This window comes from Azohydromonas sediminis (genome assembly GCF_003574675.1).
Classification (GTDB): Bacteria; Pseudomonadota; Gammaproteobacteria; order Burkholderiales; family Burkholderiaceae_C; genus Calidifontimicrobium; species Calidifontimicrobium sediminis.
In genome coordinates, this window is the sequence record NZ_QOAZ01000017.1 from 1 (window position 1) to 12,945 (window position 12,945).

19 protein-coding genes are annotated in these 12,945 nt (G+C 70.1%); 14 read left to right on the top strand and 5 right to left on the bottom strand.

Annotated features, from left to right (window positions below; genetic code table 11):
- Together DRV96_RS10345 and gpmA are read right to left on the bottom strand one after the other, a co-directional pair.
- Positions 1 to 377: transposase (locus DRV96_RS10345; RefSeq protein WP_473199547.1), on the bottom strand; the 377-nt coding region annotated here is incomplete at its 3' end.
- 61 nt (positions 378 to 438) lie between these two features.
- Positions 439 to 1,182 carry a 2,3-diphosphoglycerate-dependent phosphoglycerate mutase gene (gene gpmA / locus DRV96_RS10350; RefSeq protein ID WP_119290658.1) on the bottom strand — a complete coding sequence of 248 codons (744 nt, stop codon included), beginning with the start codon at positions 1,180 to 1,182 and terminating at the stop codon, positions 439 to 441.
- 75 nt (positions 1,183 to 1,257) lie between these two features.
- Between gpmA and DRV96_RS10355 the strand changes: the two genes are divergently transcribed.
- The 4 genes from DRV96_RS10355 (at position 1,258) to DRV96_RS10370 (ending at position 3,640) form a co-directional block, all read left to right on the top strand.
- A complete protein-coding gene (locus DRV96_RS10355) occupies positions 1,258 to 1,665 on the top strand; it encodes a rhodanese-like domain-containing protein (RefSeq protein ID WP_119290798.1) in 408 nt (135 codons plus the stop codon).
- A gap of 98 nt (positions 1,666 to 1,763) precedes the next feature.
- Positions 1,764 to 2,024 carry a glutaredoxin 3 gene (gene grxC / locus DRV96_RS10360; protein WP_119290660.1) on the top strand — a complete coding sequence of 87 codons (261 nt, stop codon included), beginning with the start codon at positions 1,764 to 1,766 and terminating at the stop codon, positions 2,022 to 2,024.
- A gap of 84 nt (positions 2,025 to 2,108) precedes the next feature.
- Complete coding sequence (gene secB / locus DRV96_RS10365; protein ID WP_119290662.1) at positions 2,109 to 2,576, top strand: protein-export chaperone SecB; 468 nt, start codon at positions 2,109 to 2,111, stop codon at positions 2,574 to 2,576.
- A 53-nt stretch (positions 2,577 to 2,629) separates the two neighbouring features.
- A complete protein-coding gene (locus DRV96_RS10370; RefSeq protein WP_119290664.1) occupies positions 2,630 to 3,640 on the top strand; it encodes an NAD(P)H-dependent glycerol-3-phosphate dehydrogenase in 1,011 nt (336 codons plus the stop codon).
- 5 nt (positions 3,641 to 3,645) lie between these two features.
- Here DRV96_RS10370 and DRV96_RS10375 read toward each other — a convergent pair whose 3' ends face one another.
- Complete coding sequence (locus DRV96_RS10375; RefSeq protein ID WP_119290666.1) at positions 3,646 to 4,116, bottom strand: tRNA (cytidine(34)-2'-O)-methyltransferase; 471 nt, start codon at positions 4,114 to 4,116, stop codon at positions 3,646 to 3,648.
- A gap of 15 nt (positions 4,117 to 4,131) precedes the next feature.
- Positions 4,132 to 4,845, bottom strand: a complete 714-nt coding sequence (locus DRV96_RS10380; protein ID WP_119290668.1) for a ComF family protein — start codon at positions 4,843 to 4,845, stop codon at positions 4,132 to 4,134.
- A gap of 55 nt (positions 4,846 to 4,900) precedes the next feature.
- Here DRV96_RS10380 and DRV96_RS10385 point away from each other — a divergent pair, with 55 nt between their 5' ends.
- The 8 genes from DRV96_RS10385 (at position 4,901) to DRV96_RS10415 (ending at position 11,248) form a co-directional block, all read left to right on the top strand.
- On the top strand, positions 4,901 to 5,809 hold the full coding sequence (locus tag DRV96_RS10385) for a class I SAM-dependent methyltransferase (RefSeq protein ID WP_119290670.1): 909 nt from the start codon (positions 4,901 to 4,903) through the stop codon (positions 5,807 to 5,809).
- A gap of 117 nt (positions 5,810 to 5,926) precedes the next feature.
- The gene (locus DRV96_RS10390; protein WP_119290672.1) at positions 5,927 to 6,496 is read left to right on the top strand and encodes a DUF2244 domain-containing protein; all 570 of its coding nucleotides are present in this window, start codon (positions 5,927 to 5,929) and stop codon (positions 6,494 to 6,496) included.
- 2 nt (positions 6,497 to 6,498) lie between these two features.
- On the top strand, positions 6,499 to 7,671 hold the full coding sequence (coxB, locus tag DRV96_RS10395; protein ID WP_119290674.1) for a cytochrome c oxidase subunit II: 1,173 nt from the start codon (positions 6,499 to 6,501) through the stop codon (positions 7,669 to 7,671).
- Between the two features lie 25 nt (positions 7,672 to 7,696).
- A complete protein-coding gene (ctaD, locus tag DRV96_RS10400) occupies positions 7,697 to 9,316 on the top strand; it encodes a cytochrome c oxidase subunit I (RefSeq protein ID WP_119290677.1) in 1,620 nt (539 codons plus the stop codon).
- Positions 9,317 to 9,341: 25 nt separating this feature from the next.
- Positions 9,342 to 9,458 (top strand): cytochrome oxidase small assembly protein, encoded by a 117-nt coding sequence (locus DRV96_RS18400; protein WP_210757022.1) that lies wholly within the window; start codon positions 9,342 to 9,344, stop codon positions 9,456 to 9,458.
- 19 nt (positions 9,459 to 9,477) lie between these two features.
- Entirely contained in the window at positions 9,478 to 10,083 is a 606-nt protein-coding gene (locus DRV96_RS10405; RefSeq protein WP_119290679.1) for a cytochrome c oxidase assembly protein, read from the top strand.
- Positions 10,080 to 10,322 (top strand): DUF2970 domain-containing protein, encoded by a 243-nt coding sequence (locus DRV96_RS10410; RefSeq protein ID WP_119290681.1) that lies wholly within the window; start codon positions 10,080 to 10,082, stop codon positions 10,320 to 10,322. Before DRV96_RS10405 ends, DRV96_RS10410 begins: the two co-directional genes overlap by 4 nt.
- Before the next feature lie 41 nt (positions 10,323 to 10,363).
- Positions 10,364 to 11,248, top strand: a complete 885-nt coding sequence (locus DRV96_RS10415; protein ID WP_119290684.1) for a cytochrome c oxidase subunit 3 — start codon at positions 10,364 to 10,366, stop codon at positions 11,246 to 11,248.
- 69 nt (positions 11,249 to 11,317) lie between these two features.
- Here DRV96_RS10415 and DRV96_RS10420 read toward each other — a convergent pair whose 3' ends face one another.
- A complete protein-coding gene (locus DRV96_RS10420) occupies positions 11,318 to 11,539 on the bottom strand; it encodes a twin transmembrane helix small protein (RefSeq protein ID WP_119290686.1) in 222 nt (73 codons plus the stop codon).
- Between the two features lie 18 nt (positions 11,540 to 11,557).
- Between DRV96_RS10420 and DRV96_RS10425 the strand changes: the two genes are divergently transcribed.
- Together DRV96_RS10425 and DRV96_RS10430 are read left to right on the top strand one after the other, a co-directional pair.
- The gene (locus DRV96_RS10425; protein WP_119290688.1) at positions 11,558 to 12,283 is read left to right on the top strand and encodes an SURF1 family protein; all 726 of its coding nucleotides are present in this window, start codon (positions 11,558 to 11,560) and stop codon (positions 12,281 to 12,283) included.
- Complete coding sequence (locus DRV96_RS10430) at positions 12,243 to 12,938, top strand: thioredoxin domain-containing protein (protein ID WP_119290690.1); 696 nt, start codon at positions 12,243 to 12,245, stop codon at positions 12,936 to 12,938. The genes DRV96_RS10425 and DRV96_RS10430 overlap by 41 nt, the downstream gene beginning before the upstream one ends.
- Positions 12,939 to 12,945: the final 7 nt, after the last annotated feature.

The window sequence follows — 12,945 nt, forward strand, 5'->3', positions numbered from 1 at the left end:
AGCCGCGCCAGCTCGCGCCCGCTGCCCACGCCTTCGAGCGTGGCGTACAGCCACAGCGCAAACAGGATGCGCGGGTCGATCGCCGCGCGTCCGGCATTGCTGCCGCGCGCCTTGATCGCATCGGTCAGCCGGCTCAGGTCCTGCCGCTCGACGTAGCCCCATACCAGCCGCGCTCGGTGATCCTCGCCCAGCAGCGACTCCAGGTCCGATGCTCGCAGTTCGATCTGCTTGCGGTTGGGCTGCAGCAGCCGCGGCGGCTGCGCGCGCAGCGCAACGGCTCGCGCTTGCACGGCGGCCTGCACCGCTTGCTCATCGACGCGCGCCAAGTCCTCGAACAAAACCCCGGCCACGCTGTCTTGGTGCTTCGGATCGCTCATGCCCAACAGCAAGCCAGAGACATGCCAGCACGAGGGCAGCGGACGAAAAACTCTCACGCTCTCAGGCCCGGCCCTGCGCGGCGACCGCGGCGGCGGCCTTCGCGGCTGCCTCGGGGTCGCCGAGGTAGTAGCTGCGGATCGGCTTGAGGTCGGCGTCGAGCTCGTAGACGAGCGGGATGCCGTTGGGGATGTTCAGCCCGACGATGTCGGTGTCGCTGATGCCGTCCAGGTACTTGACGAGCGCGCGCATGCTGTTGCCGTGCGCCGAGATCAGCACGCGCTGGCCGGCGCGGATCGCCGGCGCGAGGCGCTCGTTCCAGCACGGGATCACGCGCGCGACGGTGTCCTTCAGGCACTCGGTCAGCGGGATCTGCTCCGGCGCGAGCTTGGCATAGCGCGGGTCGTGGCGCTGGCCGCGCGGGTCGTCGGGGGCGAGCGGCGGCGGCGGCACGTCGTAGCTGCGGCGCCAGAGGAGCACCTGCTCTTCGCCGTACTGGCGCGCCGTCTCGGCCTTGTTCAGCCCCTGCAGACCGCCGTAGTGGCGCTCGTTGAGGCGCCAGTCGTTGACCACCGGCAGCCACGTGCGGTCGAGCTCGTCAAGCGCGTACCACAGCGTCCAGATCGCGCGCTTGAGCACCGAGGTGTATGCGATGTCGAAGTCGTAGCCCGCCTCGCGCAGCAGCCGCCCCGACTCGCGCGCCTGCGCGACGCCGGTCTCGGTCAACGGCACGTCGGTCCAGCCGGTGAAGCGGTTGTCGCGGTTCCAGGTCGATTCGCCGTGGCGGATCATCACCAGCTTGTACATGGCGCGCGCGTCGGTGGGAAAGGGGCGCGAATTCTATAATTCGTGGCTTCGCCAAAGCCTTTCGTCTCCTCCGTGCTGGACTTCCTGCTGCAGAACTGGATGCTCGTGCTCGTGGCCGTCGTCTCGGGCGGCATGCTGCTGTGGCCGGCACTCGGGCGCGGCGGCCCCGGCGCGGTGACGGTCAACGAGGCCGTGCAGCTGATCAACCGCGAGAAGGCGGTGCTGATCGACGTGTGCGAGCCGTCGGAGTACGCCGCCGGCCACGCGGTGGGCGCGCGCAGCGTGCCGCTGGGCACGCTCGAGACGAGCAAGGCGCTGCCGAGCAACAAGACACTGCCGCTCGTCGTCGTGTGCCAGAGCGGCGCGCGCGCGTCGCGCGCGGTGGGCGTGCTGCGCAAGCTCGGCTACGAGAACGCGCGCGTGCTCGCCGGCGGCATGGGCGCGTGGCGAGAGGCCAACATGCCGATCGAGAAATCCTCCTGAGGCGCGCGGCGCGGCTTGGGCCGACACCGTGCCGGGTTTTGCCGCCGCCGTGACAATGCGGTGACAGCCGTCCGGGGAGGCGGCATCGCGAGTCCACGATGAACCGAGTGAGGATGTACACGACGGCGGTGTGCCCGTACTGCGTGCGCGCCAAGCAGCTGCTGCGCCAGCGCGGTGTCGAGGACATCGAGGAGATCCGCGTCGACCTCGATCCCGCGCAGCGCGTCAAGATGATGGAGCTCACCGGCCGGCGCACCGTGCCGCAGATCTTCATCGGCGACACGCACGTCGGCGGCTGCGACGACCTGATCGCGCTCGACCAGCGCGGCGGCCTCGTGCCGATGCTCGGTGCGGGCTGACCCCGCCCGGGCGCCGCGCGGCGCTCGGCGATAATCGGCGCGTCTGCCCGCGACTTCGCGGGCTTTGTTTCGTGAGAGCACGCCATGGCCGAGCAAGACGCACAACCGGTGTTCAACATCCAGCGCATGTACCTGAAGGACTTGTCGCTGGAGCAGCCCAACTCGCCGCGCATCCTGCTCGAGCAGGCGCAGCCGCACGTCGACATCAACCTCGGCGTGTCGGCCGAGCCGATCGCCGACGGCGTCTACGAGGTCTGCGTGACCGCGACGGTGACGACGCGCGTGCAGGACAAGACGCTGTTCCTTATCGAGGCCAAGCAAGCTGGCATCTTCGAGATCCGCAACCTGCCCGACGACCAGATGCAGGCCATCATCGGCATTGCGTGCCCGGGCATGATCTATCCGTACCTGCGCGCGATCGTCTCCGACGTCTGCACGCGCGCCGGCTTCCCGCCGGTGATCCTGTCGGAAGTCAACTTCCAGGCGATGTTCGAGGCGCAGCGCCAGCAGCAGCTCGGCGGCAACGGCAGCGGCGTCATCGCCAGCGCCTGAGTGCCGCGGCGCGCGCGCCGTCTGCGACCGCCGTACCCGACGTTTCTCCCGCCATGCGCATCAGCGTGCTCGGCGCCGGCGCCTGGGGCACCGCGATGGCGGTGCACGCGGCGTCGCAGCACGACGTGCTGCTGTGGGGTCGTGACGCGGCGCAGGTCGCGTCGATGCAGCGCGAGCGGCGCAACGAGCGTTACCTGCCCGGCGTCGCGCTGCCCGCGGCGCTGGCGCTGGGCGCCGACCTCGACGCGGCGCTCGCGCACGCGCGCGACGGGCTGGCCGTGATCGCGACGCCGATGTCGGCGCTGGCGTCGATGCTCGCCGTCGTGCCTGCCAGCGCCGGCGTGCTGTGGCTGTGCAAGGGCTTCGAGGCCGGCAGCGGGCGGCTCGGTCACGAGATCGCGCAGGCGCTGCGCCCGGGTCTGCGCGGCGGCGTGCTGTCGGGGCCGAGCTTCGCCGAGGAGGTCGCGCGCGGGTGCCCGACCGCACTCGTCGCGGCCAGCCACGACGCGACGCTGGGCGAGCAGGCCGTGGCCGCGTTCCACGGCGGCACGCTGCGCGTCTACACGTCGGACGACCCGGTCGGCGTCGAGGTCGGCGGCGCGGTCAAGAACGTGATGGCGATCGCCACCGGCGTGTGCGACGGCCTGCAGCTCGGGCAGAACGCGCGTGCGGCGCTGATCACGCGCGGGCTGGCCGAGATGACGCGCCTGGGCGTCGCGCTCGGCGCGCGCGCCGAGACTTTCATGGGCCTGTCGGGCCTCGGCGACCTCGTGCTGACGGCCACCGGCGACCTGTCGCGCAACCGGCGCGTCGGGTTGCGGCTGGCCGCTGGCGAATCGCTGCCCGACATCCTGGCCGCGCTGGGCCACGTCGCCGAAGGCGTCTACAGCGCGCGCACCGTGCTCGCGCGTGCACGCGCGCTCGGCGTCGCGATGCCGATCACCGAAGCGGTGGTCGCGCTGCTCGACGGCACGCTGACGCCGGCGCAGGCCGTCGAGCGCCTGATGTCGCGGCAGGCGCGCGCCGAGGGCGACGCGCGCAGCGAGCGCGTCGCCGACCGCTGACGCGGTCAGACGCTGCCTTCGTAGCCGCAGCGTCGCCACGCCTCGAACACCGCGACGGCGACGGCGTTGCTCAGGTTCAGGCTGCGCTGGCCGGCGCGCATCGGCAGCCGCAGCCTCTGCGCGGGCGCGAAGCGCTCGAGCACGTCGGCCGGCAGTCCGCTGTCCTCGCGGCCGAACACGAGCCAGTCGCCGCGGCGCCAGTCGACGTCGTCGAAGCGCCGTTCGGCGCGCGTCGTGAACGCGAAGCAGCGCATCGGCGGCGGTGCGCACTCGCTGCACAGCGCCGCCCACGATGCGTGGCGCCGCACGTCGGCCCACTCGTGGTAGTCGAGGCCGGCGCGCCGCAGCAGCCGGTCCTCCATTGCGAATCCCAGCGGCTCGACGAGGTGCAGCGTGCAGCCGGTGTTGGCCGCCAGGCGGATCACGTTGCCGGTGTTCGGCGGGATCTGCGGCTGCACGAGCACGAGGTGGAACATCGCGCGGCGCCCCGTTCAAGCGTCGTCGGGCCGAGGCGTGCGCGCCAGCGCCCACACCTGCACCTCGGCCGCGCCGGCGTCGTGCAGCGCGCGCGTGGCTTCGGCCACCGTGGCGCCGGTGGTCATCACGTCGTCGACGAGGGCGATGCGCCGGCCCCGCACGCGGTGCGCGTGCGCCGGCTCGACACCGAAGGCACCGCGCACCGCGGCCGCCCGTGCCTCGCGCGGCAGCTCGGCCACGTGCGGCGTCTCGATCCAGCGCTGCAGCACGTCAAACCGGGCCGGCAGCGCGAGCCGGTGCGCGACGCGCCGCGCGAGCTCCCACGCCTGGTTGTAGCCGCGCTCCGCGAGTCGCCGCGGTGCCAACGGCACCGGCAGCAGCAGGTCCACACCGGCGGCGGCGTCGCGGCAGGCGGCCGCGAGCAGCTGCGCCAGTGCCGGCGCGCGATCGAGACCGCCTGCGAACTTGAACGCGGCGATCGCGTCGGACCACGGGAAGGCGTAGTCGACGGCGGCGAGCGCGGCGGCGAACGGCGGTGGCGCGCGAAGGCAGTCGGCACACGTCGTGACGCCGTGCGGCACCGCGATCGCGCAGCGCACGCAGCGTGGGTGCGCCGCGGCGAAGCGTGCGACGCAGTCGCCACAGCAGCGCGCGTCGCTCCACTGGCGGCAGACGATGCAGCGGCTCGGCCAGTGCAGGGTGGACAGGGGCGGCCGCAGCGCGTGCATCGGCTCAATATACTGACCGTCGAGGCGATGCGATGCGCCGTCTGCCGATCCTGCCGTGCCTTCGCGTCCCGTCGACTCCACCGCCCTTGCGCGCATCGTGCGCCGGCTCGCGGCCGCGCCGGCGGCGCCGTGGCTGCACACCGAAGTGGCGCGCCGAATGGGCGAGCGGCTGGCGCTGATCCTGCGCACGCCGGATTCGGTGTTGCAGTGGTGGGGGGGCTGCGGCGGTGGCGACGACGTGCTCGCTTCGGCTTACCCCGCAGCGCGGATGTGGAGCGTCGAGCCCGGTGCCGAAGCGGTGCGCCGGCGCGAGGCCGCGCTGCGCAGGCCATGGTGGTCGGCGCGCCGCTGGACCACGGCGACGCCCGTCGTGCTCGACGAGGCCGACACCGTGACGGCGCGCGTCGGGCTGCTGTGGTCGAACATGGCGCTGCACTGGATGGCCGATCCGCGCGCGACCTTCGCACGGTGGAAGCGCGCGCTGGCCGACGACGGCTTTCTGATGTTCTCGACCTGCGGCCCCGACACGCTGGCCGAGTTGCGCGCGCTGTACCGCGAGCACGGCTGGCCGTCACCGGCGGCCGACTTCGTCGACATGCACGACCTCGGCGACATGCTCGTCGAGGCCGGCTTCGCGGATCCCGTGATGGACCAGGAGCAGATCGTGCTGACCTGGCCCGACGCCGAGTCGGCCCTCGCCGAATTGCGACTGCTCGGCGGCAACGCCGATCCCCGGCGCTGGCCCGCGCTGCGCACGCCGCGCTGGCGACGCGAGCTGTGCGACGCACTCGCTGCGCGCCGCGACGCGCAGGGGCGCATCCGGCTGCGCTTCGAGATCGTCTACGGCCATGCGTTCAATGCGCCGCCGCGGGCCAAAGTGGCGGCACGCACCGAGGTCGCGCTCGACGACTTCCGTGCAATGACACGACGCCCTTCGCCGTCAACCGGGAAAGACCGCATATGAGTGTGCGCTAGAATTCTTTGCGAGAGGTTGCGAGAGATCAAAGTGATCGGAGCCACGCGATGTCATCGCGCGGCGTTCGGCGGGTCAGCAGTTCCATCCCGAGCCCCACGTCGCGTCATGAGCATCGCCGTCGCTTCGAGTCCGTGGTCGACAGCATTGACCGACGCCGCTTGGTCGGTGCGCGAGGTGTCGGGAGGCCAAGGTGTGGAGTGGGTGCTGCGGCGCAACTGTTCGATGACGCCGCGGCAGGTGATGGGGGTTTACCTGTCGCTGTGCGCCGTTTCGTCGGTGATCGCGACGGTGTTCTGGTGGCACGGGGCATCTGCTGTTCTGTGGTTCGCCGGTCTCGAGCTGTCGGCGGTCGGCGTCGCGTGGCTGGTGTATGCCTGTCACGCCACCGACCGCGAGACGATCACGGTCGAGCGCGGCGTCGTGCGCGTCGAGCACCGGTGCGGCCGGCGCGTCGAACAGGTGCAGTTCGACCCGACCTGGCTGCGCGTCGAGCCGGCGGGGGGTCTGGTCGAACTGTCGGCGCCGGGCGGGCGGGTGCGCGTGGGGCGCTACTTGCGCACGCAGTGTCTGCCGGCGTTGGTGCAGGAACTGCGGCGCGCGGTGCAGTGGAGCAGTGGATGCGCGCCATGGGCGAGCAGCGGACGTGAATGGGTAACGGGAACGCAGAGCAAGTGACGATGACGACGACGATGCAACTCGCCAGCCGCCTGCGCGGTGCGGCGTTCGGGCTGACGGCGCTGGCGGCCGCGCCGGTGTGGGCTCAGGTCAACAACCTCGCGGGCGGTCCGGCCGTCAATCAGCTCAACCTGCCGGTGCCGGCGACGCGCATCGCCGCCGACATCGAGTGGCTGCACTGGATGATGCTGGTCATCTGCGCGGTGATCTTCGTCGTCGTCTTCGGCGTGATGTTCTATTCGATCATCAAGCACCGCAAGTCGGTCGGCCACAAGCCGGCGAACTTCCACGAGAGCGTCGCCGTGGAGATCGCGTGGACGGTGGTGCCGTTCCTGATCGTCATCGCGATGGGCGCGATGGCCACCAAGACGGTCGTCGCGCAGAAGGACACGAGCAACGCCGACCTGACGATCAAGGTCACCGGCTACCAGTGGAAGTGGGGCTACGACTACCTCAAGGGCGAGGGCGAGGGCATCGGCTTCCTGTCGACGCTCGACGCGTCGCACCGCGAGGCATCCGACAGCGGCAAGCCGCCGGCGATGGACGACTACCTGCTCAAGGTCGACAACCCGCTCGTCGTGCCGGTGGACAAGAAGATCCGCATCGTCACCACCGCCAACGACGTGATCCATGCCTGGATGGTGCCGGCCTTCGGCGTGAAGCAAGACGCGATCCCCGGCTTCGTGCGCGACAACTGGTTCCGTGCGACGAAGACCGGCGACTTCTACGGCCAGTGCGCCGAGCTGTGCGGCAAGGAGCACGCGTTCATGCCGATCCACGTCAAGGTGGTCACGCAGCAGGAATACTCGCAGTGGGTCGCGGCCAAGAAGGCCGAGATGCAGGCGGCCGCCGACGACCCGAACAAGACGTGGGAACTGGCCGACCTGATCGCGCGCGGCGAGAAGGTCTACGCGGCCAACTGCGCGGCCTGCCACCGCGCCGACGGCAAGGGGGCGGGCCCGATCAAGCCTCTCGACGGCAGTGCGATCGTCACCGGCGATCCGGCCGCGCAGATCGCGATCCTGCTCAACGGTGCCGCCAACGGTGCGATGCCGGCGTGGCGACAGCTTTCGGACACCGAGATCGCCGCCGTCATCACCTATACCAAGAACGCGTGGAGCAACAAGACGGGCAAGCTGGTCCAGCCTGCCGAGATCGTTGCCGCCCGCAAGTAAGTCCGTTCGTCGCAGAGGGAACCCCATGAGCGCTGTCCTCGACCACCCCGCCGGTCACGCCCACGACCACGCCCACGATCACCCCCACGGCTGGCGCCGCTGGGTGTTCGCGACGAACCACAAGGACATCGGCACGCTGTACCTGTTGTTCAGCTTCACGATGCTGATGATCGGCGGCGTGCTCGCGCTGGGCATCCGCGCCGAGCTGTTCCAGCCGGGCCTGCAGTTCGTCAACCCCGAGCTGTTCAACCAGCTCACGACGATGCACGGCCTGATCATGGTGTTCGGCGCGATCATGCCGGCCTTCGTCGGCTTCGCGAACTGGATGATCCCGCTGCAGATCGGCGCGTCGGACATGGCGTTCGCGCGCATGAACAACTTCAGCTTCTGGCTGATGATCCCGGCGGCGATCATGCTGGTGGCGTCGTTCTTCATGCCCGGCGGCGCGCCGGCCGCGGGCTGGACGCTGTACGCGCCGCTGACGCTGCAGATGGGCCCGTCGATGGACGCCGGCATCTTCGCGATGCACATCCTCGGCGCGAGCTCGATCATGGGCTCGATCAACATCATCGTCACGATCCTGAACATGCGCGCGCCGGGCATGACGCTGATGAAGATGCCGCTGTTCGCGTGGACGTGGCTGATCACCGCCTACCTGCTGATCGCCGTGATGCCCGTGCTCGCCGGCGCGATCACGATGACGCTGACCGACCGCCACTTCGGCACGTCGTTCTTCAACCCCGCCGGCGGCGGTGACCCTGTGATGTACCAGCACATCTTCTGGTTCTTCGGGCACCCCGAGGTCTACATCATGATCCTGCCGGCGTTCGGCATCGTCAGCGCCATCGTGCCGGCCTTCGCGCGCAAGAAGCTGTTCGGTTACACGTCGATGGTCTACGCGACGGCGTCGATCGCGATCCTGTCGTTCATCGTCTGGGCGCACCACATGTACACCACCGGCATGCCGGTGACGGGCCAGCTGTTCTTCATGTACGCGACGATGCTGATCGCGGTGCCCACCGGCGTGAAGATCTTCAACTGGGTCGCCACGATGTGGAAGGGTTCGATGACCTTCGAGACCCCGATGCTGTGGGCCGTGGGCTTCATCTTCGTGTTCACGATGGGTGGCTTCACCGGCCTGATCCTGTCGATGGCGCCGATCGACCAGCAGCTGCACGACACCTACTACGTCGTCGCGCACTTCCACTACGTGCTGGTCGCCGGCTCGCTGTTCGCGATGTTCGCCGGCGTCTACTACTGGGGTCCGAAGTGGACCGGCGTGATGTACAACGAGACGCGCGGCAAGATCCACTTCTGGGGGTCGATGATCTTCTTCAACCTCACGTTCTTCCCGATGCACTTCCTCGGGCTGGCCGGCATGCCGCGCCGCTACGCCGACTACCCGATGCAGTTCGCCGATTTCAACGCGATCGCCTCCGTCGGTGCGTTCGGCTTCGGGCTGATGCAGGTCTACTTCTTCTTCGCCGTCGTGCTGCCGATGATGCGCGGCCAGGGCGAAAAGGCACCGCAGAAGCCCTGGGAAGGTGCCGAGGGCCTCGAGTGGGAAGTGCCGTCGCCGGCGCCGTTCCACACCTTCGAGACGCCGCCCAAGCTCGACGCGACGGCGACGAAGGTGATCGGCTGATCGATTCGGTGCGAGGTTCGCAACGATGGCTCCGACCCCCGAGCAGCGCAAGGCCAACCTGCGGCTGGCCCTGATCCTGGCCACCGTCGCGCTGGTCTTCGCGCTGGGCTTCGTCGCACGCTTCGTCCTCTTCGGCCGCTGAACGGGAAGGCTGCGTCGACATGGATCCTCGCCCCGCGTCGCGCACGCTGCGCAGCGACAACCTGCGCATGGTGGGCAAGCTCACCGTCGTCGCGGTGATGATGTTCGGCTTCGGCTACGCGCTGGTGCCGATGTACCGCGCGATCTGCGAGGCGCTGGGCATCAACGTGCTGTCGGTGTCGGAGCGCGTCACCAGCGGCCTCGGGCGACCAGGGACGGCGGTCAACACGCAGGTCGACACGAGCCGCACGATCACGGTCGAATTCGACGCCAACGCGCGCGGGCCTTGGGACTTCAAGCCCGCGGTGCGCTCGATCACGGTGCACCCGGGCGAGCTCGCCACCGTGATGTACGAGTTCCGCAACGTGCAGAACCGCACGATGGCCGCCCAGGCGATTCCGAGCTATGCGCCACGCCAGGCGACGGCGCACTTCAACAAGCTCGAGTGCTTCTGCTTCAACGAATACACGCTCGCGCCCGGCGAGACGAAGCAGTGGCCGGTCGTGTTCGTGATCGACCCCAAGCTGCCGAAGGACGTGACGACGATCACGCTGAGTTACACGTTCTTCGAGGTGGCCGGCAAGGGCTTGCAGGCGCAGTCCCGCGCGCAGGAGCCGCGGTCGTGAACAAGCCGAGCGGCGACTTGTCCGACGCGCTCGCGCGCAAGGGATCGTTCGTGCAGACGCTGCGCGCGGTCGCGTGGTCGTTCTTCGGCGTGCGGCGCTCGCGCGAGTACGAGCAGGACGTGCAGAAGCTCAACCCGGTGCACGTCATCGTCGCCGGCGTGCTGGCGGCGGCGGCGTTCGTGCTCGCGCTGGTGTTTTTGATCCGATGGGTGGTGGGCAGCGGCGTCGCCGCGGGCTGACACCGCCGTCAACGTTCTTGGTTCGAGGAGAGAGAAAGCAAATGGCGGCAGCGACGCACGGCGGTCAGACCCCGTACTACTACGTGCCCGGGCCCTCGCGGCACCCGGTGATGACGGCCATCGGCCTGTTCTTCGTGATCCTGGGCGCCGGGCAGTGGGTCAACGGCCACGGCTGGGGCGCCTACGCGCTGCTGTTCGGTCTGCTGTGGTGGGCCGTCGTGATGTGGCAGTGGTTCGGCGACGCGATCCGCGAGAGCGAGGGCGGCCTGTACAGCCAGCGCATCGACGTCTCGTACCGCTGGAGCATGAGCTGGTTCATCTTCAGCGAGGTGATGTTCTTCGCCGCGTTCTTCGGTGCGCTGTACTGGGCGCGGGTGCACTCGGTGCCGATGCTCGGCAACCTCGACCACCAGATCCTGTGGCCCGACTTCAAGGCCGTCTGGCCCAGCGCGTCGCCGGGCGCCACGGCGTCGCCGGCGGGCACCGTCGAACCGTTCCAGACCATCGGCCCGTGGCCGCTGCCGACGATCAACACCGCGCTGCTGCTGACCTCGGGGGTGACGCTGACGATCGCCCACCACGCGCTGATCGCCAACCAGCGCGCCAAGACGATCTTCTGGATGTGGATCACCGTCGCGCTGGGCGCGACCTTCCTCGGCGTTCAGGCCTACGAGTACATGCACGCCTACCGCGACCTGAACCTCAAGCTCAGCTCGGGCGTGTTCGGCTCGACTTTCTTCATGCTGACCGGCTTCCACGGCTTCCACGTGTTCGTCGGCATGCTGATGCTGATCTTCATCACGCTGCGTCTGATGAAGGGCCACTTCACGCCGCAGCGCCACTTCGGCTTCGAGGGCGCCGCGTGGTACTGGCACTTCGTCGACGTGGTGTGGCTCGGCCTGTACGTCGTCGTCTACTGGATGTGACGACGCGCGCCGCCTCGGCGACCCGCGCAAACGCCGCCCCGTGGCGGCGTTTGTGCTTTGTGCGCCGGCTCAGCGCCCGGCGGGGATGCCGGTGGGCTGGATCCAGCCCATCCAGTAGCTGAACAGGATGAACGCGAACAGCGCCACCGACAGCCCGACGCGCACCGCCAGTGCGCGCGCCATGTGCGCCGTCGCCGGTGCGCCGGGGTCGCGCTTGCGCAGCATGAACACGCCGGCACTGCCGAGGGCGGCGACGATGCCCGCCAGCGCGAGCACGATGATGAGCTTCATGGCGTCCGATTGTCCGCCATGCCGCGGCTGAGCGAGCGCCAGCGCGGCTGGCTCGTGCTCGCCGCCGCCGTCGTCGCGGCCAGCGTCACGGCGCGGCTGGGCGTGTGGCAGCTCCACCGCGCGCAGCAGAAGATCGCACTGCAGCACCAGATCGACGCGCGCAGCGCACTTGCGCCACTGCCCGCCGACGCGCTCGCGCGCAGCGCCGACGAGGCGGCCGCGCAGCACCACCGCCGCATCCGCCTCGTCGGCCAATGGCGTGACGCGCACAGCGTGTGGCTCGACAACCGGCAGATGGAGGGGCGCCCGGGCTTCTACCTCGTGACGCCGCTGCAGCTCGCCGACGGCACGGCCGTGCTCGTGCAGCGGGGCTGGGCGCCGCGGGACCCGCACGACCGCACCCGGCTGCCGGCGGTCGCGAGCCCGGCGGGCGACGTCGTCGTCGAGGGCCGCATCGCCCCGCCGCCCGCTCGGTTGTACGACTTCGGCGGCCTCGAGAGCGGTCGCATCCGGCAGAATCTCGAGCTCGACGCGTTCGCCCGCGAAACGGGTCTGACGCTGCGGCCCCTGTCGGTGCTGCAGCTCGACGCCGGTGTCGACGATGGCCTGCAGCGCCGCTGGCCGCAGGTGGCCGTCGACGTGCACAAGCACTACGGCTACGCCTTCCAGTGGTTCGCCTTGTGCGCGCTCATCACGGGTCTGTATGTCTGGTTCCGAATCGTCCAACCCCGCCGCCGGCGCTGAGCCGCTGCGCTTCACGGTGCACTCGCTGCCGCGCGCCGAGCTCGCCGACGAGGCGCGGCGGGTGCGCGCCGGGCGCTGGAAGCTGCTGGGGCTCGTGCTGTTCGCGGCGCTGCCCGTCATCGCGTCGTACTTCACGTACTACGTGATCCGCCCCGAGGGCCGCACGAACTACGCCGAACTGATCGTGCCGCCGCGACCGCTGCCCGCGCTCACCCTCACCGACCTCGACGGCCACCGCGTCGACGCCGCATCGCTCAAGGGCCAGTGGCTGCTCGTCGTCGTCGGCCCGGCCGCGTGCGGCGAGGGCTGCGAGCAGCGGCTGTTCCTGCAGCGCCAGCTGCGCGAGATGACGGGGCGCGAACGCGACCGCATCGACAGACTCTGGCTCGTCACCGACGACGCGCCGGTCGCTGCGGCGCTGCGCGAGGCGCTGGCGGCGCCGCCGGCCACGCAGGTGTTGCGCGTGCCGGCCGCCGAGCTCGCCGCCTGGCTCGCGGCGGCGCCTGGCGAGTCACTCGACGCGCACCTGTACATCGTCGACCCGATGGGCCAGTGGATGATGCGCGCGCCGGTGCGCCCCGACCCCGCACGGCTCAAGCGCGACCTCGAGCGGCTGCTGCGCGCGTCGTCGTCGTGGGACCGCCCAGGCCGCTGACCGCTGA